The sequence below is a fragment of the Shewanella spartinae genome (genome assembly GCF_019457555.1).
Lineage (GTDB): Bacteria > Pseudomonadota > Gammaproteobacteria > Enterobacterales > Shewanellaceae > Shewanella > Shewanella loihica.
The window spans coordinates 254292-274364 of the sequence record NZ_CP080418.1 but is presented as its reverse complement, the minus strand read 5'-3'; the positions used below and the strand labels follow the sequence as shown (position 1 = coordinate 274364).

Genomic DNA, 20073 nt, shown 5'->3' with positions numbered 1-20073 from the left:
CTTGCCTCGCCGGCCATTTTGCGTCAACAATGAGCACTATGGATACGCACTCTCACGGCTTGTTATTCGAAGGATACTGGTGGCTCTCTTTGCTGGGCGGCTTGCACTGTATCGGCCTGGGACTCTACCTCAGGTATCTCTACCGTGATCGCAACGACAACCACAAGCTGCTAGGCGCCATCTTCAGCCTACTGGCCCTCTACTTTCTCACCGGCCTGCTCAACAGAGACAACTCGCCCCTGCCGCTGCAACAGCTATTTATCCTGCTGATCCCGGCCTATTTCCTGCTGATGCCCATGCTGTATCTCTATTGCTATCGCAGCCTGCACGACATCAAGGGTTCTATCGGCCTGTCGCGCCACTTCATCCCCGCCATCGCCCTGGTGCTGGTGATAGGCCTCAGCGCGCTGCTAAGCGGTGAGATGCGCCAGCTGGTCTCGACCAGCAGAGTGACCCAGTTTAACCATGTCACCCTGCTGGGTACTGTGCTACCCCTGCTGCTGGTGCTGCAGACCGTTCTCTATTTCTACGCCATCTGGCGCCTGCTGCGCCGCTTCAAGGGACGGGCTCACCGCGCCCATCAAGACAGTCTCAAGGATATCAAGTTCAGATGGCTGCTGGCGCTGACGCTGGCCATGTTGACCAACTGGCTGGTGCGCATGGGATTAGTCATACTGCCCTACCTGCTGGGGGATAAGGTCAGCCTGGCGGCTCAGGCGAGCACCCGGCTGTTTCTGCTCCTCAGCCTCTACCTGCTCGCCCTCTATGGCCTCAAGCAGATCACCATGTCCGCCTATCTCAGGGGCCGCCTCTCTCCAGACCTACAAGCTCAGGCGCGTCCAAACAGCAGCCGTCAGCTGCTGAGCGCCGAAGAACTCAATTATCTGCAACAACTGCTGCAATCCGACAAAAAATAATTAACTCAATTTATACCTAAGCGGTTTTGCGTTAATGTATCCGGGCTTAACCACCTCAATTAACAAGAATTACTCAAGCAATCACTAGAGAAGGGATCAAGATGGGAAGGGGATATCAACTCACCGCGTTGGCGGCGATCTGTGCGGGCGCCATGGGACTGAGCAACGGCGTATTGGCCGTCGAGCGTACTCACCAGATCACCACGGATGACTTTTTCACCATAGGCAACATGGGCAATGTCCAGCTCAGTCCAGATGGCAAACATGCACTCTGGCTAGAATCCCGCTGGGACAAGGAGCTGGACAAGGCGCAGAAAGATCTCTGGCTTATCGATACCAAGTCACGCAAGACCAACCGCCTCACCTTCACCAACGAGAGCGAATCCAGCCCTCAGTGGAGCCCGGACGGCAGCGCCATCTACTATCTGGTCAAGCAGAACCGCGAAGACAACAAGGCCCCCTACAACGGCAAGGCTCAGGTGTTCAGAATCAACATGGGCAGCACAGAGGCCGTCCCAGTCACCAAGGAAGCCGAGGGAGTAAAACAGTTCCAGCTCAGCCAAGATGGCAAGAGCCTCTACTTCCTCACCAACAAGAGCACTACAGACAAAGATATCTGGGCCAAGGTAAGAGCCAAACACGGCGCACCTAAGTATGGTCACGGCAAGGTCACCACCAACCCTCTCTACAAGCTAGATCTCGACCACTACCAACAGAGCCTGGTGCTGGACGATGACAAGGTGGTGTGGAACTTCAGCGTCAACCAGGACGCCAGCCAGATCGCCCGTATCACCACCCAGGACAACGAACTGGTTAACCTGGAAGGCTGGTCAAACATAGAGGTATTCAACACCCAGTCACAGCAGAACAAGGTGCTGGAAGACAGCGCCTGGCGCGAGCAGGCGCCCTCGCCTTACGGCTGGCTACTGGGCCTGGCTTGGCATGAAGACAACCAACGCCTGGCGTTTCGTATCGACTTCGACGGCCACCCGGGCAAGCTGTTTGTGGCCAAGCCACAGGACGACAAGGCCAAGCTAATTCAGGTGAAGACAGAGGGTGATGTCACCTTCAACTCCGGCGACATCCATTGGCGACCAGGCAGCGACGAGCTCTGCTATCGCGGCTACGACCACGCCAGGGTAAAACTCTTCTGTAGCGAGGTAGATAACCAGGGGCAAGGGGACACCCGTACCGTACTGGCAGGCGATCTGGTGATGGGCAGCTATAGCTTCACCCACAATGGCAAGAAACTGGCCTTCAGCCACAACGGCCTGGATCATTTCAGCGACCTCTTCATCGCCGATGCCGCCAGCAAGAAGGCCAAGTACAAGCGCCTGACCAACATCAACCCTCAGGTCGACAGCTGGATCCTACCAGAGATCTCGGTAGTGAAATGGACGGCGCCGGACGGCAGCCAGGTGGAGGGGATCCTGGATCTGCCCGCAGGCTACAAGAAGAGTGACGGCCCGCTACCGCTGATCGTGCAGATCCACGGCGGCCCGACCTCGGCCACGCCATACGCGCTGCAACACAGATCCTACGGCCGCGCCACCTTTACCGCCAACGGCTGGGCGCTACTCTCGCCTAACTACCGCGGTTCTACCGGCTATGGCGACAAGTTCCTCACGGACCTGGTGGGCCAGGAGCATGAGATCGAGGTGGCCGACATCATGGCAGGTGTCGATCATCTGATCAAACAGGGCATAGCCGACGGTGACAAGATGGCGGTAATGGGCTGGAGTAACGGCGGCTACCTCACCAACGCCCTCATCAGCACCACCAACCGCTTCAAGGCAGCCAGCTCGGGTGCCGGCGTATTCGACCAGCGTCTGCAGTGGATGCTGGAGGACACCCCTGGCCATGTGATCAACTTCATGCAGGGCCTGCCCTGGGAGAAACCTGAAGCCTATACCCACGGCTCGTCGCTGACCCATGCCGACAAGATCAAGACACCTACCCTGATCCACATAGGCGAAAATGATCAGCGCGTGCCACTGGGTCATGCCCAGGGTCTCTACCGCGCCCTGAAGCACTACCTGAACGTGCCGGTCGAGTTGGTGGTGTATCCGGGAGAAGGCCATGGTCTGAGCAAGTACCAGCACAGACAGGCCAAGATGGACTGGGACAAGCAGTGGTTCGAGCACTATGTGCTGGGCAAGCAGATGGACGAAGCTAAGTAAAAGCCTATTTGTTAGCTGAACCCGAGCTGACATCAATCGAAAAAGCGCCAATTTTGGCGCTTTTTTCATCAACAGCCGTTTTCATTCTTAATCAGTCGAACTATGCTAAAACCATCCAAATCGATGGAGGTCATCATGCATAAGTATCTGTCTACCCTAATTCTAAGCTGTTGTGTGGCATTGGGATTATTGACGTCCCCCATGACGCTCGCCGCCGACAGCTACAGCGAGGCGATTGCCAACTTCAAGAAAGCCCCGGACACCCAGAAGTTCTTTAACTCCGCCTATGGCTACGCCATCTTTCCCACCGTCGGCAAGGGCGGCATAGGCATAGGCGCCGCCTACGGTAAGGGCCGTGTCTACAAGGGCGGTGCCCATACCGGCGACTCCAGCCTGACCCAACTCTCCATTGGCTTCCAGCTCGGCGGACAGGCCTACAGCGAGATCATCTTCTTCAAAGATGCCAAAGCTTATCAAGAGTTTACCAGCGGCAGCTTCGAATTCGGCGCCACCGCCTCGGCCGTCGCCATCAATGTCGGCGCCAATGCCCAGGTGGGCACCACGGGTAACTCCGCAGGCGCAGGCCACTCGGGTGCCAACAAGGCCGCCAGCGCCGCCTACATCAACGGCATGGCGATCTTCACCGCCGCCAAAGGTGGCCTGATGTATGAGGCCGCACTGGCCGGGCAGTCTTTTACCTTTGAACCCAAATAACGGGCATCTGTGAGGGAGTCAGATGGCTCCCTCCTTTCTTTGATTCTTCCCCATTATCCTTGAGGTTGGTCGTCAATTTCATGTTGAATAACGGTCGGCTTCGCCAAGCGATTGCCATGACTTGTTATTGCGCATCAAACCGACTTTGGTATTGGAAAGGTTAGCTTTGAACCATGGCGGCATGGTGTATCAATTGCCTGCGGCAGGCTTATGTGCAAACACATTTGTGACACGCCACGAGCACCTCCATGTGAGCTCTACCTCGGCATCCATGCCTCGGAAGGTCACAAATGTGTTTACACCTAGTTATCTGTCTCTTCGATTTAGCCGCTTTTGAACCTGACAGGAAAGTCAAAAGCAAAATCACTTTTGGACATTTCCGAGTTAGTTTTTTTAGTTCTAATTAATGGCTATCGAGTGAAGGTTTATAGCGGCTAACACCGCCATATGTGGCGGAAAATGCTTGACTATATTTAGTGACGTAGGAGCGCAAGCCAAGCGTTTTGCGTCCCTTCCATAATGGCTTTGTTAGGCTTCGATATTATGAGCACATTTAGCTTCTTCAAATTCCCACAAATCGGCTTCTTCACCTGCCTCAAGTATTTTATAAGCTTGGAAAATATCTGTATTGGCAGGAACATCAATAGCCAATAATTTTGATTCTGAGCCCTCATAGGTACAACCAATACTTTCTAATTTTTTCCAAGCTTGGGCAAACTCATCAGTGTTTAGAGCCCAGTCCTTTAACAATATGCGGTAAGTAGAACGCCCCGAGTTTTCATGAACACCTAACACATTAGGTATTTCACTATCATCGGCTATAACAACATCTTCAAAGCTAAAGCCATATGCACCAAATGGTGAATTTTGGAGTTTAAACAGTCCCTTCCCAAGTGGCTCAGCCCAAAGGGTTTCGGCAGATGCATTGAGAACATTTTCAGATGGTAACTCAATTCTAATTTTTACTAATTTGCTCACAGTTAACACCTAGAAGCCTAACACTTAAATATGGGACACAAACAGGCAGACTAGAATGTCGAAGCCGCCTGCGTGTTTGTGTCCCAGCCTGCCTGCGGGCGACATAATTTTTTGTTATACGCCACTTTTTGACTCGATACACTTATTAAGATAGGTAATTAAGTTCTTAAGCTGCTGAACTTTCACGTAGCTTCCTAAAAAGCCTGCACTACTAAAGTAGAGAAAGCCAAGTATGTAAGCTTTAACCTTAAAGCCTTTTTCTTCATCATATTTTTTAAAACTTAGCCGAACCGACATAAATCTATTAACTTTTATTTTTATTCTTGCTCGAGGCTTGTCGGGGCTTAGCTGGCTTAATTTATTGACGATGACTTTCAGTTGGTCAAAACTACTAGGATCAAACTGTTCTACCGAATAAGAGCTTTCTCCGGCGCAAAAGATCTTATAACAAAATGAGTTTGGTGATTCCTTCGGAACGCCAAATGTGAAAATGGCCGAATCGATGTTGATTCGGGAATGTATCTGCTCAAATTGCAAAAGCTAAAAACTCCATGGAGTATTACGCCAAGGTAAGGGGCGCGAAAAGCGAAGCTTTTGGCGTCCCGCGCAGCCACGAAGTGGCGGAGTGAACTTGACCGCCTTGTTATGCATTTTCTTTAACCTTTGGCACCTTAAGCCGCATGCACAATAGAATCATTACTCCGCACATTAGACCAGTAGACAAAGAACCGCTTAGACCGGCATTTATGAAAAGTGGTTTGAGCAAAAGAGCGCTGGCTATACCCGGAATAATTAAGATTGCTACCCATTTAGGACTTACATATAGCTGAATAGGATTGCTGCATTTCGGGCAGGCTTTAGATTTACCAAATTTGTTCATTTCTTTTGAGAATACGCTCACTGATTCGGAGCAATGTGGGCACTTCATGTGCTACCTCCCTGTAGATGCATAACGCCGGTAGCAATTGCCGGAGGTCTGTTGCCAGCCCTTGTTATGCGATTTTTCCACTAACCTAATATCTCTTGTTTAGCAGCAACTATTAACTTCGCCACATTAATATCGTGTTTGTTATTGTCTTTTGCGCACAACCCGATATTTTGACGTATTGTAGATGTTAATGATGCTGCAATTCTTATGTGATCGCAGCCATCTATAGCCAAACGAAAAATGTGTGGGACATAGCTGTCATATTCATCATCCCACTTGCTATCTTCTTCATATACTCCGATAGGGTCCCAGTTCTTCCATAGGATTTCAGAAATCCTCTTCCAGAGCACTTTTTCCTTTGCGCTTAATTTCTTCTTCATACTCGATCACGCATAACAACTTTTTAGCGAGACCTTGCAAGGTACGCTACCTTGTCTGGTAGGAGGCCAAGCATGTATAGCCGCACTAGTAAGACTCAAAAAATTATCGTAAATCATACAGTAAAGTAAATACTACCTCAGCACAATGCGAACAGGGTGATGTATCGGTTCAACGCACTCCTGAGCTTCGTAGGGTTATCGAAATTACAGATTACGACAATGGTGTAACTACCACGCACACGTTAGAGTTATATAAAACTAATCGTATTGACTGCTACAGAGTAATAGTCGATGGCAAGCTTTTTGTTCCCTCATCGCACTAAACACAGTCAAATCGAAGAGACGTTTAGATACAGGTGTAAGCACGCTTTTGGCTCTCGGCGGCATGGACGCCGCCGTGAAGCGTATAGGGACATATTCACAGCGTGCCAAAAGAGTGCTTGCACATCCCCCGCCGGGCAGGCGATAGATAACAATGAAGGTTCAGCCTTCAGAAATCCCCCCAACAAGAATTCCAGCGGATGCTAGCGCAGAGACAAAACCTCCTAAACTTTACCCCGATTGGGATTCAACTTGGCGGTCAACACATGATCCTGCCATTCTCCGGAAATCTTGAGATATGACTTGGCATAACCTTCACGCTCAAATCCCAACCTCTCAAGCAAGCGGGCGCTGCTTACATTGTGCGGCATATAGTTGGCCATCACGCGATTCAGTCCAACCTCGTCGAAAACGAAGTCGAGTAACGCCCGCAGCGCCTCGCACATGTAACCCTGTCCCTGGTAGCGCTCGGCGACCGAATAGCCGAGGTTTGCCGCCTTGAAAATCCCCATCACCAGGTTGGTGATATTGCACAGCCCTATGATCTCTGTCTGCTCTGGGTTAAGAATGGCGAATCTGAATGCAAGTCCCGCTTTATACAGGCGGGTATTCTCGGCCACGACAGATTGGGCATGGGCAAGCGTGAAGAAATCGTCGCGTCGTTCAGGCTCCCAGGGGGCCAGATACTCACGGTTTTCAAGATAGTATCGCAGCAGCATCTGAGCTTCGTGACCTTCCAAGAGGCGGATGCGGGTGCGCTCGGTAGTCAATTCTGTCGTCATGGGAGAGTCTTACTCAAAGAGGGAAACATTAAAGCCTAGTGTGGTTAGGCGATGCTCGCCTGCATCTTTAGCCAGAAGCTTTCCTGGCAGGCGTTGTGGAAAGTCTTTCTACAGGGGGTTATCGAATACTGCGCGCTATCGATCACCTCATAGCTTATCCAGCACTCTTCGCACAACTGCTCGCTCGGCGCATTGTCACGCTCGACCCGGTGGCGTATCACCACGTCATTATCGAAACGATAACTCGTCTCTTCTTCATCAACCTTCACACCATCATCACAATAACGGTTTGTTTTAGTGAGCTTATCTATGATGGCCACATCACTCGCTTGATGATGGATAGCCTTGATGTAGGTAAACAGCGTATTCATGATGTCCTTATGCGAAACAATGGAAGCAATCCTTAGCAAGATGAGATAAGGGTTATCACCCAACCCCATGCAGATGGCCCACCAGCTTACTCCTCTCCCCCCCCTTTGCAAGCACAACACCCACAAACCGCTAACATCGCGCAAAACGCCAAATCGAAGAGACGTTTAGATACAGGTGTAAGCACGCTTTTGGCTCTCGGCGGCATGGCCAAAAATGTTCCATACATTTTTTGGCATTCCCAACATCCATGTAGGTCAGTACCGCCGTGAAGCGTATAAGGACCCACTCCAACAACGTCCCTGTTTAACTGCCAGTTCGGCATCCATGCCTCTCGTTCGTAAACTCGAAGCTTTGCTTCACTCACCGTGCCTAAAGCGTGCTTGCACATAAGCCTGCCGCAGGCAATTGATGAAGGTGAAGGTATGAGGTTCAATTTTCCTTCACAAGTAACAACATCCCTGTGATCACAATATTCGCACATCCATATACAGCACCCACCGGGCAGGCGCTAGATAACATTGAAGAACAATGAAGGTTAAACCTTCAAAACCCTATCAAATACCAACTCGGCCAGGCACCAAAACAAAATGCCCAGCCTTCATTGTAAGGCTACTCGTGGCCCCATGGAGCAGGCGGCAAGGCAACCGGCTTGGTCAGATCAAACGTCACCTTAAAGTCGCGATTCTCCCGGGTGAGGCGATAGATAAACTGGCTTTCGGTGATCCCCATGTGCCACACATTGGTGACCGATTGGGTCAGTCCATTTTGTTTGAAGTTGTCGATAGAGTAGGCATCGACCGGGAAGGATTGCAGCTCGGCGCTGCCGCCATCTTGGGTGTCGCCGCCATACATGGTGACCTTGTCTTCGCTACCATCTTGATGTCTGTGGTCATGTTTGAGACGCAGTCCTGTGTCTGTCTTGGTGATCACCCAGGTGCGAGAGTGATCCTCACCCACATGAAACGGCACCTTGAGCTCGCTGTCGCTGCACGCGCGCACATGCATCACCAGACGCTTGCCAGAGAAGGCCGAGTCGGCGCTGTTGCCCGTCGTCACCTTGCCCTCAAAGGCCTGGCCGCAATGGGCGGCTATCGCATCGAAAAATTGACTCTGATCGGTCGTGGTCGCCATTGCAGGGGCGGCTAACAATAGGGCGGCGCTAACACCAAGTGATTTGGCGCCAAGAGATAGTGATAAGGATTTAGTCATCTTGTTTTTATGCTCCATCAAATTGAGCCTTCACACTAGCACGAAGAGATAAATTGAAGCTGAATAAAAAAAGCCCCCGAAGCCGAGGCAACGGGGGAAAGGTTTACAGGATAACTATGTTTAGAAAAGCTATGGTTAAAACTATGCTTGGTTAATGATTCGATTCAAGGATTAGGCTTTCTCCACCCGCACCGGAATGCCGTGACGACAGTTGGCTCCAGTCCAGTAATCGTTGAGCATACTGGCGGCGCCGTTGCGGGTCGGATCCGCCGGGATCATCTGGTTCACCGCCGTGCCGCCGGCGCGACTGGCGATCCCCGCTAACTTCTCACCGTTGATGATGCGATCATCACCGCCAAAGCCCTCGCTATGACCAAAGCCGTGGGAGACACAGACAGCCCCCTTGGTGACCCCCATATCCGTCTGCAGGGTGCCGACACAGGGCTTGCCGTTGGCGGTTACTATGCGCACGCTATCGCCATCCTTCAGCCCCTGGGCCTTGGCGGTATCTATGTGCATATAGACGAAGTTGGTGGGACTGATCTCACCGATCCGCTTGAAGGCCACCGCATAGTTAGAGCGTACCGTCGCCTTGTAGCTAGAGAACAGCAGTGGGTACTCGCTCTGGGGCCAATGGCTCTCCCAGGTATCGCCGTTCCAGAACTTATGTTCCTGCAGGGTCGGCGTGCCCGGGTAGAATTCACCCGAGTAGGCATGACGCAGCTGCGCCACCTCCTGATGATAGATCTGCAGGCACTTAGGTCCGGCGCCCTTGATAAAGTCGCCTTCATAACGATCATCCTCTTGGTAGTAGCCACCGCGTGACAGCAGGGCCTCGACCTTGGCGGCCTCGTCGGCGGTAAGCCTTGGCTTGAGCGGCTTCATGGCATAATCCAGCCCGGCCCACAGGCGATCTTCCTCGGTCACCTTAGGTAGCTGTTCACACTGCGCCGCCACGTTGGCCAGGTATCTGGCGTGCCAATCCTCGAAGGTTAACAGGTCCACCTTGCGGCCATCGCCGGTGGCCAGGGCATCTTTACCGAAACCAGGCAAATCGAGTTTGAGGGCGATATCGATCAGCAACTGCTCCATGCAAATATGCTCACCCGCCTCATTTTTCTCGGTTCTCGGAGTCACCACAGGCGATGCCGCCACCACGCCCAGTTTATGGGCGCCCCACATGCGATCCGCCGCATACTCTTCAAGCATGGAACGGTCCGGGATCAGGTAGTCGGCATAGCGGTTGGTCTCGTTCATGTGGCAGTCGATCCCCACCACCAGCGGTAAGCGCTTAGGATCGGCGATGCTGGCCACCACCTCCTGACTGATAGACGCCGCGCTGTAGAGGAAGTTGTTGCGCCAGTTGAACAACACCTTAGCGCTGTAGGGGTCGCCGTTGGCATGGCTGGTCCACTGCTCGGCCGCATTCATGGCGGGCAGCACCTCGTGCCAAGGGGTACTGGCGGGATAAGGGTTCTTGCCCTGCTCCACCTTAAGACGATATTCGGTCGAGGCCTCGTAGGCGCCATCACGACAGGCGTTGACGATACCGTCCAGTGACACGCCGCCTTCGATGTTGGCCAGATCGTACAACCCTTCCATGCCGCCGATAGGGCCATTGCCATAGATCGCGCCGCCCTTGGCATCGTGGGAACCCGCCAGGGTATTAAGCGTCGCCCAGATCCAGCCCATCACGAAACCGTCGGATGAGTTGGTGCCGCCGTTGCCTGCCACACAGGCCTTGCGGCCATAGTGCGCCAGATCTTTCGCCACCTGACGCATCTCTTTGATCGCGATGCCGCTGCGCTTGGCATACTCCTCCATGCTGGTGCGCTGGGCCTCGGCCCGCAGCAGATAGAGAGACGACATCAGGGTCACCTTACGGCCACGGCTGTCGGTGACACGTTTGCTGACAAACAGCTCGGCCTTGTCGCCTGACTCCGCCGACGCTAAGGTCTGAGTGCCCGCCTTGATGATCAACGCCTCGTCGCCACCCAGACCAAAATCTTTTGCCTTGGCAAACTTGCGATACTCTGGATGCTTAGGATCCATCACCACCAGGTGACCTGAGTTGGTGTAGTTAAGTTCACCCGCGGCCTCGGCCGCCTTCTGGCTCGGATTTTCCAGGTGCGCCTTGTTAAACCACTGCTCCTCGAGCATGGTGCGGATCACCCCAAAGGAGAATGCCGCATCCTGACCGGGTTTGACCGGTAGCCAGGTGGCATTGGTATCGGCGGCGACCGTGGTACGCAGCAGAGGGTCGACACACACATATTTAAAGCCGCGATCCACACGGCTGTTGGCAAGACCTCGACCGACGCGGTTCAGGCTGACACCCGAGGAGCCTGGGCTGGTGCCCATAAACAGGCCATACTCGACGTTTTCCCAGTCGACATCGTTGAGCCACTCTTCGAATCCGGCCGCCATCCCCAGGCTATAACCCGTTGCCTGGGCGGCGCCGCAGTAGGCGTGTTTAGTCCCCAGGTTAACCGTGCCCCATGACTGCATCATGAAGCGAGAATAGAAGCTTCCGCGCAAATAGTCTTCCGCGCAGAAGGTGGCAAACAGCTGATTCGCTTTACTGCCAAATTCACTGTGGCCCGGCTTCACCTCTTGATCCAGCTGGCGAATGGCGCGCAGGCCATCGACATGACCTTCGCCAAAGAGATCGCCCCCCTCGATGATCTCGGCAAGTGCCTGTTCATAGCTGATGGTGACCCACTCGCCACCGCCGCGCTTGCCCGCACGTTTGAGCACCCGAGTCACCCGGCGCTCATCGTCAACCGAGTCGACGCAGCTCGCTCCCTTGGCACAGGTGGTGGCGCGATTCTTCAGCCCAGCCTCACCCGCCAGGGCGATAAAGCTCTGCTTCACTTCGGTGCTCAGCGGCAGTGGCGAGCCAGAGTTGTTCTCACAATAGGGGTTGCCCCCCACCTTCAAGACTCTGTCTGTCTTCTCATCCACACGCACCCTGAGGCCGCAGATGTTGTAACAGCTAAAGCAGCGGGAATAGGCGGTGCGCACCCCCTCTGTCTTTTGCCATTTACCCTGGGCATCGAAGCCCCCCTCGGCCGCCACGGGATGACCAAAGCGTGAAATGTCCTGGGTCTTCTTAGGCTCAGACTCGGCATCGACTCGACTGCAGGCGGCACCTGTGATGGTCGCGGCAGATACCAGACCGGCTTGAGTTAAAAACTTACGTCTATCCATCTTTGACTCCTAGCGCTGCCAATCGAGGTAATTGAGATTCAAAATGGCTTGATCATCGGTGGATGTCGGCAAGCCAATGTAGAAGATATTAGGCGAGGTGCCGGCCTCGGACAGCATGGCGTAGACCTTGTTGTCCCGCACCAGCTTAGAGACCTGGCTGTCGGGATCGTTGAGATCACCAAAGGTACGGGCGCCGCCGATACAGGTCTCGACGCAGGCAGGCAACAGCCCTTGGGTGACGCGATGAATACAGAAGTTGCACTTCTCGGGCGGGTTATCCAGGCTCTCATCTTTGCGGCGCGCGCCATAAGGACAGGCGTCGACACACAGCTGGCAGTGGATGCACTCTTCGTGGTCGATCACCACTATGCCATCTTCCTTACGCTTGTAGGTTGCCTCTACCGGACAGACCTGAGTGCAGACAGGATTATCACACTGGTTACATTGGTTCGGCACCGCAAGGGTAGCGATGCGCTCACCCAAGCTCAGGCTAGCCTGATTGACGCGGGTACGACATCGACCCGCATCAGTTTGATTTTCAACGGAACATGAAACGGTACAAGAGAGACAGCCGGTACAACGTCTGACGTCAAACACCATGGCATAGCGTTTTCCAAGGGTTTTCGCTTGTAGCGTGCTGGCGGGCACCAATGAAAGCAGAGCTCCACCTGCCGCCATTTTTAATATCGAGCGCCGATCTAACATAACGAGATCCTTAACTATGTTTTTCTAAAATAAAAACATGACTTCTGGAAGGTTTCTTATTATTTAAAATACACACGCAATAATAAAACTTGCAACAGACAATAAAGCTATAAATTGAAAACTAAATAGAGATCACGATTCAAATAAAAATATAAATTCGATGAAATTATTTATAGAGAGCGGGTATAATAGAAGTGATAAAAAGACGAACATCTCATATTAAAAATAAATTTAAATTTGATGAAATAAAATCGAAAGTTCACAAATCGAACAGTTATCCCGCCTAAGCAGGAGCTTAGGCACACCTTAGAGATAGCAAGGCCTAGCCTATAGCCCGCCTACAAGTTGTTCGTTCGTACCAGTTAGCCTGGAAGATATATAAAGCCTGCAAATTTTAAATATCGCATTTTGCAAAATGCAGATATTAAAACATGAGAAGTAATGCAAACTTTAAATAATGGCCATATTAAAAGTGTGACTTTCAACACTGAACGTGTGTAGATATATATAGATGATAATAACTCAATATATTTACCCAGTTCACAACCATGAATAAGATTGACCAACTTAATTACAATCAATTAAAAGTGTTCATCGCCGTCTATGAACACGGGCAGAGTCATCAGGCTGCCAATGAACTGGGAATCACGCCTTCAGGTGTGAGCCGCACCCTAAAGATCTTAAGAGACATATTTAAAGACTCGCTCTTTATTCGTCGCTGTTCCGGTTTCGTCGCGACGGAGAAGACCCACCAGCTGATCCCTATGGCCAGAGAGTTGGTGGCCCATTATCAGAAACTCGAGATGCAGCACTCGGTATTTACCCCGGCTGAATCGGGCGGTCAATATGTGATTCACGCCTACGATGAGTTCATCTACCCAGTACAACAGGTGATCCGCAACGAGATCCTCACCGAGGCGCCCAACATGAAGTTTGATGTCAGGGTGCTGACCCATGACTGTAGCAGCGATCTCGCTAATGGCGATGTCGACTTCGTGGTGGTCTATGAAGGTTTCAATGGTAAGAACCTCAACGCCGAGATGTTTTCGGCAACCGACAATCTTTACATCCTGGCGCGCAGCGGCCATCCGATCCTCAAGCAGGAACTCACCCTAGACAACATCACCCAATATGCCTGCCTAGAGATAGACAACTATGACGACCTGAGTTGCCCGCTGCTGGTGAACCTCTGCCGCGAAGAGGAGCTGTGCATGGAGGTCGACGGTTATACCGACAGCGTGGCCACCGCCATGCGCCTGCTGAGCGAGTCTGACGCCATCACCTTAGTTTGCAACGAATTTACCCGCCAGTTCGTCGACATGTTGCCCGCTGTGCAGTGGGTCAAGCTGCCCGAAGAGCTGGCCAAGCGTTGCCGCATTCGTCGCCGGGAAAACCGCGAGATAGGCAATTACCTCCTGTATGGCAACGTGAATCAGTCGGCCGCCTTTAACTGGGTGAAGTCCAAGCTCATCTGCGGCCTGGAAAGCGCCTGGCGCAGGGCGGCGGAACGCTGACAAAGGTTTTGATGGCGAGACCGACAAGCTACCAGAGGCACTCTTGCATACCCCTTTCGCAGCTGGTCTTGCCATCTTTTTAAATCGAAAAACGATAACAAAACAGGTATGCAGCGAGTCCTGGACTCACAAACATTTGAGCAATGTCTGTAAAAAGCGTCTTAAGACGCATCAAGATGGGGAACACTTATGAAAATGAACAGACGCACCTTCTTGCAAGGTGTCGGAGCCAGCTCCGTCGTCGGCTCGCTATCCGGTCTTATGCCCGGCATAGCCAGTGCAGGCGAAAAAGGCGGCGCGCCCGACAAACTCTTGAAACGCCAAGGAGAAATTAAGTACCACACCTGCCAACGTAACTGCGCCGACCGCTGTCTGTTGAAGTTCACGGTACAAAATGGTCGCATGACCTATGTGGAAGGCGCTTCAGAACTGAAGAAGATGGGCACCTCTCCCTGCGTCAAGGGCCATGCCTATGTACAATACACCTATGCCGCCGACCGTATCCTGCACCCGATGGAGCGCGCAGGCAAGAAAGGCGAAGGCAAATGGCGCCGCATCTCCTGGGATGAGGCCTATGACAAAATAGCCAGCCGTCTGCAGCAGATCATCAAAGAGCATGGTGCCGACTCTATCCTGCCCTACAGCTACTCGGGCCACGAAGGGGTTATCGGTAAATACGGCGGACCTAGCCGCTTCTTCAACGCCGTCGGTGCCCGCAAGCTCGACCGTAAGGTGTGTGTGTTCGCCGCCTATGAAGGCTTGAAGTCGGTGACAGGTACCTACCAGGGCCCGGACCCGTACGACAACATCTACACCAACTGCTACATCTCCTGGGGCCAGAACGAGACGGCCACCAACGTACACGGCATCAAGTTCATCAACCAGGCCCGTGACCGAGGTGCCAAGCTGTTGGTGGTTAACCCAGTGCGCACCCCTATCGCCTCTCAGGCCGATATCTGGTTGCAGCCAAAACCGAGTACCGACACCCACCTAGCGACAGGTATCATGAAATACCTGGTAGAGCATGACCTAGCGGATCTCGAGTTCATCAAGGCCAACACCCTTGGCTACGACCAGCTGCTCGAGCGCCTGAACACCATGAGCTACGAAGAGATCGAGCGTGTCACCGGCGTGCCTAAGGCCAAGATGTTCGAATTCGCCCGCGTCTATGGCAAGTCAGAGCTGTCTGTACTGCGTCTGGGTTACGGTATGCAGCGTAACTACAACGGTGCCCGTATGTCTCGCGCCATCGCCATGATGCACGCGGTTGCCGGCCAGTACGGCAAGATAGGTAACGGCTTCATCTATGACAACACCCAGGCCGATGACAGCCTCAACTACAGTAAGGGCCGTGCGGATCATATCCACCCGAACCCAGACACAGTTGGCCACGTCAATATGACGGAGATCGCCAAGGCGCTCGACCCAGAGAACCCAACGGCCTATGGCAAGCCGATCAAACCGATTAAGGCGGTGATCAACTACAACGGTAACTTCGTCTCGGTTGCTCCGGACTCGAATGCCTGTCGCCGCGGCGCGATGCGTGATGACCTCTTCCTGGTGGTTCACGACTTCCTGATGACAGATACCGCCGAGCTGGCCGATATTATCGTACCGGCAGCAACCCAGTTCGAGTTCCCAGACATGGGTACCGACTACAACTGCTATCACATGCAGACCTCTGAGAAGGTGATCGAGCCACTCGGCGAGTCTAAAGACAACTGGATCTTCTTCAAGGAGCTGGGCGCCCGCATGGGGCTAGACCGCTTCCCTGAGATGCGTGTGGACTATGAGCAGATCCTGCGTGACTTCCTCGACACGGAAGAGCCCGCCTTCAGACACAACAACATCACCTATGAGCAGATCATTCGCGACAAGTTTGTCACCGTCTATGACCAACGCCCTTACTTCGGCGACGGCAAATATAAGACGCCAAGCGGCAAGATCGAATTCTACTCAGAGATGATGAAAGAAGCCGGCTACCACCCAGTGATCGACTTCGGCCTGCCGGAAGATGAGATGGTACAGGAAGAGAAGACACTGCCGTTCCGTCTGCTGTCTCCTGCCATTCCGCAGCGTGCCAACAGCTCTTTCTACAACGTGAAGTACATTCGGAACTTCCCGGCCTACTTCGCCAAGATCAACGCCGAAGATGCCAAAGAGTTGGGCATTCAGAACAACGACAGGGTAAGGCTCAGCAACCAACGTGGTGAGGCCCACTTTATCGCTCAGGTCTCTACCCAGGTGGTCAGAGGGACTGTTATGGCGCCGAAGAATAACTGGCGTCGTATGGACCCACAGGGCAAAGACAGCTGTACCAACAACCTCACCACCGACACCTTGACCGATATGGGTGGATGCTCTGCGTATCATTCCACTCGCGTCGCGATTGCCAAAGCCTAAGGAGTAAACGATGTCGTTAAATAAGAAAGTGGGCTTTGTGTTCAGACAAGAGAACTGTGTCGGTTGCGGTGCCTGTACCGTTGCCTGCCAGATCCACAATGAACTGCCCGAGAACCATAGATTCCGTAAAGTCGATCGCTATGAAGTGAAGCGTGACGATGGCGCTATCGATGTCTGGTTGTCCCACTCATGCATGCACTGCGAAAACCCCGCTTGTCTCATGGTCTGCCCGGCGAAAGCCTACCATGTGCGCGATGACGGTATCGTGGTGCTGGACCGTGAGAAGTGTACCGGTTGTGGCCTGTGTGCCAGCGCCTGTCCTTACGCGGCCGTCAGCATCCGCGAGGACGACGGCAAGGCAGACAAGTGCAACATGTGTGTGGAGCTGCTGGATCGCGGCATGAAACCCGCGTGTGTGAGTGGCTGCCCGGTAGAGTGCCTGGATGTCGGCAATCTGCAAGAAGTGCTCAAGCGTCCATCGGCAAGCAAACAAGGCATAGGCTATGGCGATTGCATCACCAAACCTAACCTAGTGATCATTAAGGAACGCGCATAATGACAGCAGAATATGGCCCAACGGCAATGGCTTACCATGCCTTCAAATCTATGATGTTCGCGCCCTCGGATACTCAGGCTCTCGCAGGCTTAATCGCCTACCTGGAGCAGGAGTCGCCAGACAGCCCGCTACTCATAGAGGCACGCAAGTTCAGTGACGACGCATCCGAATTGGAGTTTGATTTTAATCGCATGTGTATCGGGCCATACAAGCTGTTAGTCGCCCCCTATGAATCGGTTTACCTCAGTGGCAATCATCAGATCTTCACCGAGGAAACCGTCAGGGTGGCCGAGTTCTATCAACAAATTGGTCTGGTCATCGACGATAGCTTCAACGAGCCGGCCGACTTTATTGGTAACGAACTCGAGTTCCTCTATTGCCTGCACGCCATGGCCGCCGAGCAACAAACGCTGGAAAACAGCGAGCATGTCGAGGCGCTCAATGAACTCGCGGCGGAGTTTCTCCAAACCCATCTCGGGCGCTGGATAACTCCCTTCTGCGAGGGCATAGCCAAACATGCGAAACAACCTTTCTGGCCGCTGCTTGCTCAGGAGCTACTGCAGTTTATCAATCAACAACTTCAAGCGGCGCCCAGCCTAGACGGCGCCGAATGATCGACGAGTCTGCCTGGCGACAGGCAGATTCCAACGCGACAAGCGATGTCGCAAGGAGTTTTCAATGAGTAAAGCAATAAGATGGTTAAGCCTTATTGTGCTCGGTCTGTTTGCATCCAGTTATGCACTGGCCGAAGAGACCGCCACCCTGCAGCCGCAGCAGTGGCAAACCATTCAGGAGCACGCCATCCCTGGTGATATTCCTGAGATCCGTGGCCTGCCGACTCAGCCTGAGCTGCTGATGCCGGCGTCGATTCCACAGCAGGCCGACGAGTCGCTGCTGGGCTACCTGGGCGCGACCGACACCATCGCCTTCGCCCTGTTTGCCAGCCTGTTTGGCGTCATTGCACTGTTTATTCTGTTTGTGGTGGTGAACGGCGTCTCTAAACTGGACCATGGCTTCTCGGGTAAGCTGATCAAGCGTTGGTCAGGTCTGAGCGTCAGCGTGCACTGGCTGGGTGCCATCCCTTGTATCCTGCTGATCCTTACTGGTTTAGTACTAGGCGGCGGCCGCTTCTACTTCGAGCCTGGCATGAACGCCGGCTCCTGGTCGGCCCTGGTGGGTCTATCCAGTAGCCTACATGAGTTGATGGCCTTCCCCTTCATCCTCGGCTATGTGCTGATGGTCCTGATGTGGGCGCCTAAGCAGTTCCCCGCCAGCTATGACCTGAAATGGTTTGCCGTACTGGGCGGCTACATCAACTTCGGCAAGAAGCAGCACCCCGATGCGGGCTTTGCCAACGCGGGTGAGAAGCTGTGGTTCTGGGTATTCGCCCTGTTCGGCGGTGTCATGGTGGTCTCTGGCCTGGCGATGATGTTCCCCGAGACCTATGGCGTCACCAAGAACACGGCCAATCTGATGCTGGTATTGCATATTGCCTCAACCGTCATCATCAGCGCCTTCTCTGTGGTGCATATCTTCATGGCGACCGTGATGTCCGAAGGCGGCATGTCAAACATGACCTCTGGCTACTGTGACGAAAACTGGGCCAAACAGCATCACAACCTCTGGTTCGCCGACCTGAAGAAGGCCGGCAAGGTTTAACCGAAACCCGGCCCATGGCAGATGTCATGGGCCTATTAACTTCCTTTTTTTAAACGCCTGCGGCGCCCCTATCCTCCATCGACCTGATGGCAGGAGGGAGACTCGCATGCCTAAGAAAACCAATTGAAGGCAGAAAGCCATGAAAAACCATAAGATTATTTTTCGCACCTCAATGATCGCCGCCGCAATGGCACTCGCTTCTACTCAGGCTTATGCCGCCGAGCAGCCCTTGAGTGAACAGGTCGAGGCACTCAACCAGCGCATCGCTCAACTAGAAGCTCAGGCCGCACCATCACAGTTCAAGAATAGCGAAGTCAGCCTCTACGGCTCTATCCGTCCGACACTCAGCTACCTCGACGACAGCACTGATGAAACCTGGGATGTGAGAGACGCCCTCTCTCGCGTCGGCATCAAGGCCAGCACTGAGTTTGCCGACGGCTGGCGCGCCATCGCCCAGGGGGAATGGAGCGTCGATATCGCCAACTCAGGCAACTTCGGCAAGGCGAGACAGGCCTATGTGGCCATCGCATCCCCTTACGGCCAGGTGGGCATAGGTAAACAGCGTCCGGCCCAATACAGCCTGATCGCCGAATACGTGGATATTTTCAACCACGGCAACAGCCCCTATGCCTACGACCATGAAAGTCCATTCTTCGTCGACAACTTTGTGACCTACAAGCTGGTCACTGGCGGCTTCACCTGGATGGCCGGCGCTCAGTTTGACGGCGATAAGGGCGACACAGGCGCGGATTTCGTCAACATAGGCGTGGGTTACGATGTCGGAGCCCTGCATCTGGGTCTGGGCTATGTCACTCAAGACAGTTTGGAGAACGGCCAGGTAAACGGCGACAACCAGACCCTGGGCGGTGTGGTGGCCTATACCTTCGATAACGGCCTCTACCTGGCGGCGAGCTACCAGGACAAGCAATACAACTTCGATAATCAGGTGCAACATGGCGATCGCAGCGGCAGCACCTTAGATACCGCCCTGGCCTATCCACTGAGCAACGAGTACAAGATCAAGCTGGGCTACTTCCAGTTTAAAGACGGTATCGAGGATGTCAGCTCTATGGACTATGACGGCTTCAACACCACCCTGGAATGGAACCCACTGGCCAACGTGCGCGTACACCTTGAGTACCTGGATAAGAACTACGACAACCTAAACGACGATCGCGCCGTTACCGTCGGCTTCCGCTATGACTTCAACTTAAACTGGAAAGGCTAACCTCCCGACCAGGCTCC

The 20073-nt window shown here is 53.3% G+C and carries 17 protein-coding genes; 9 read left to right on the top strand and 8 right to left on the bottom strand.

Translation table 11 applies throughout. The features are described from left to right. The first annotated feature begins 29 nt into the window (after positions 1 to 29). The 3 genes from K0I31_RS01335 to K0I31_RS01325 all read left to right on the top strand — a co-directional run bounded on the left by K0I31_RS01335 (position 30) and on the right by K0I31_RS01325 (position 3811). On the top strand, positions 30 to 917 hold the full coding sequence (locus K0I31_RS01335; protein ID WP_220079644.1) for a hypothetical protein: 888 nt from the start codon (positions 30 to 32) through the stop codon (positions 915 to 917). Between the two features lie 101 nt (positions 918 to 1018). Next, positions 1019 to 3097 (top strand): S9 family peptidase, encoded by a 2079-nt coding sequence (locus tag K0I31_RS01330; RefSeq protein ID WP_220079643.1) that lies wholly within the window; start codon positions 1019 to 1021, stop codon positions 3095 to 3097. A 135-nt stretch (positions 3098 to 3232) separates the two neighbouring features. Next, positions 3233 to 3811, top strand: a complete 579-nt coding sequence (locus K0I31_RS01325; protein WP_011864062.1) for a lipid-binding SYLF domain-containing protein — start codon at positions 3233 to 3235, stop codon at positions 3809 to 3811. A 528-nt stretch (positions 3812 to 4339) separates the two neighbouring features. On the opposite strand, the gene K0I31_RS01320 is transcribed toward K0I31_RS01325, so the two are convergent. The 8 genes from K0I31_RS01320 to K0I31_RS01285 form a co-directional block, all read right to left on the bottom strand. Further along, positions 4340 to 4789, bottom strand: a complete 450-nt coding sequence (locus tag K0I31_RS01320; RefSeq protein ID WP_220079642.1) for a DUF4265 domain-containing protein — start codon at positions 4787 to 4789, stop codon at positions 4340 to 4342. Between the two features lie 114 nt (positions 4790 to 4903). Continuing rightward, positions 4904 to 5326 (bottom strand): hypothetical protein, encoded by a 423-nt coding sequence (locus K0I31_RS01315; protein WP_220079641.1) that lies wholly within the window; start codon positions 5324 to 5326, stop codon positions 4904 to 4906. Between the two features lie 471 nt (positions 5327 to 5797). Further along, positions 5798 to 6097, bottom strand: coding sequence for a hypothetical protein (locus K0I31_RS01310; protein ID WP_220079640.1), 300 nt, complete (start codon positions 6095 to 6097; stop codon positions 5798 to 5800). A gap of 545 nt (positions 6098 to 6642) precedes the next feature. Then, entirely contained in the window at positions 6643 to 7200 is a 558-nt protein-coding gene (gene rimJ / locus K0I31_RS01305) for a ribosomal protein S5-alanine N-acetyltransferase (protein WP_220079639.1), read from the bottom strand. Positions 7201 to 7244: 44 nt separating this feature from the next. Continuing rightward, positions 7245 to 7571 (bottom strand): hypothetical protein, encoded by a 327-nt coding sequence (locus tag K0I31_RS01300; RefSeq protein WP_258406549.1) that lies wholly within the window; start codon positions 7569 to 7571, stop codon positions 7245 to 7247. Between the two features lie 610 nt (positions 7572 to 8181). Beyond that, a complete protein-coding gene (locus K0I31_RS01295) occupies positions 8182 to 8703 on the bottom strand; it encodes a hypothetical protein (RefSeq protein ID WP_434086914.1) in 522 nt (173 codons plus the stop codon). Positions 8704 to 8952: 249 nt separating this feature from the next. Continuing rightward, positions 8953 to 11991: a molybdopterin-dependent oxidoreductase gene (locus tag K0I31_RS01290; RefSeq protein WP_220079636.1), complete on the bottom strand. Its 3039-nt coding sequence runs from the start codon at positions 11989 to 11991 to the stop codon at positions 8953 to 8955. Positions 11992 to 12000: 9 nt separating this feature from the next. After that, on the bottom strand, positions 12001 to 12696 hold the full coding sequence (locus K0I31_RS01285; RefSeq protein ID WP_011864051.1) for a 4Fe-4S dicluster domain-containing protein: 696 nt from the start codon (positions 12694 to 12696) through the stop codon (positions 12001 to 12003). Between the two features lie 548 nt (positions 12697 to 13244). Here K0I31_RS01285 and K0I31_RS01280 point away from each other — a divergent pair. From K0I31_RS01280 to K0I31_RS01255, 6 genes are all read left to right on the top strand, one after another. Beyond that, on the top strand, positions 13245 to 14210 hold the full coding sequence (locus K0I31_RS01280) for a LysR family transcriptional regulator (protein ID WP_220079635.1): 966 nt from the start codon (positions 13245 to 13247) through the stop codon (positions 14208 to 14210). 189 nt (positions 14211 to 14399) lie between these two features. Beyond that, positions 14400 to 16613: a molybdopterin-dependent oxidoreductase gene (locus K0I31_RS01275; protein ID WP_220079634.1), complete on the top strand. Its 2214-nt coding sequence runs from the start codon at positions 14400 to 14402 to the stop codon at positions 16611 to 16613. Between the two features lie 10 nt (positions 16614 to 16623). Next, complete coding sequence (locus K0I31_RS01270) at positions 16624 to 17169, top strand: 4Fe-4S dicluster domain-containing protein (protein WP_011864048.1); 546 nt, start codon at positions 16624 to 16626, stop codon at positions 17167 to 17169. Further along, on the top strand, positions 17169 to 17783 hold the full coding sequence (locus tag K0I31_RS01265) for a TorD/DmsD family molecular chaperone (protein WP_220079633.1): 615 nt from the start codon (positions 17169 to 17171) through the stop codon (positions 17781 to 17783). Before K0I31_RS01270 ends, K0I31_RS01265 begins: the two co-directional genes overlap by 1 nt. A 64-nt stretch (positions 17784 to 17847) precedes the next feature. Then, the gene (locus K0I31_RS01260; protein WP_220079632.1) at positions 17848 to 18828 is read left to right on the top strand and encodes a formate dehydrogenase subunit gamma; all 981 of its coding nucleotides are present in this window, start codon (positions 17848 to 17850) and stop codon (positions 18826 to 18828) included. A 139-nt stretch (positions 18829 to 18967) separates the two neighbouring features. After that, on the top strand, positions 18968 to 20056 hold the full coding sequence (locus tag K0I31_RS01255; protein WP_220079631.1) for a porin: 1089 nt from the start codon (positions 18968 to 18970) through the stop codon (positions 20054 to 20056). Positions 20057 to 20073: the final 17 nt, after the last annotated feature.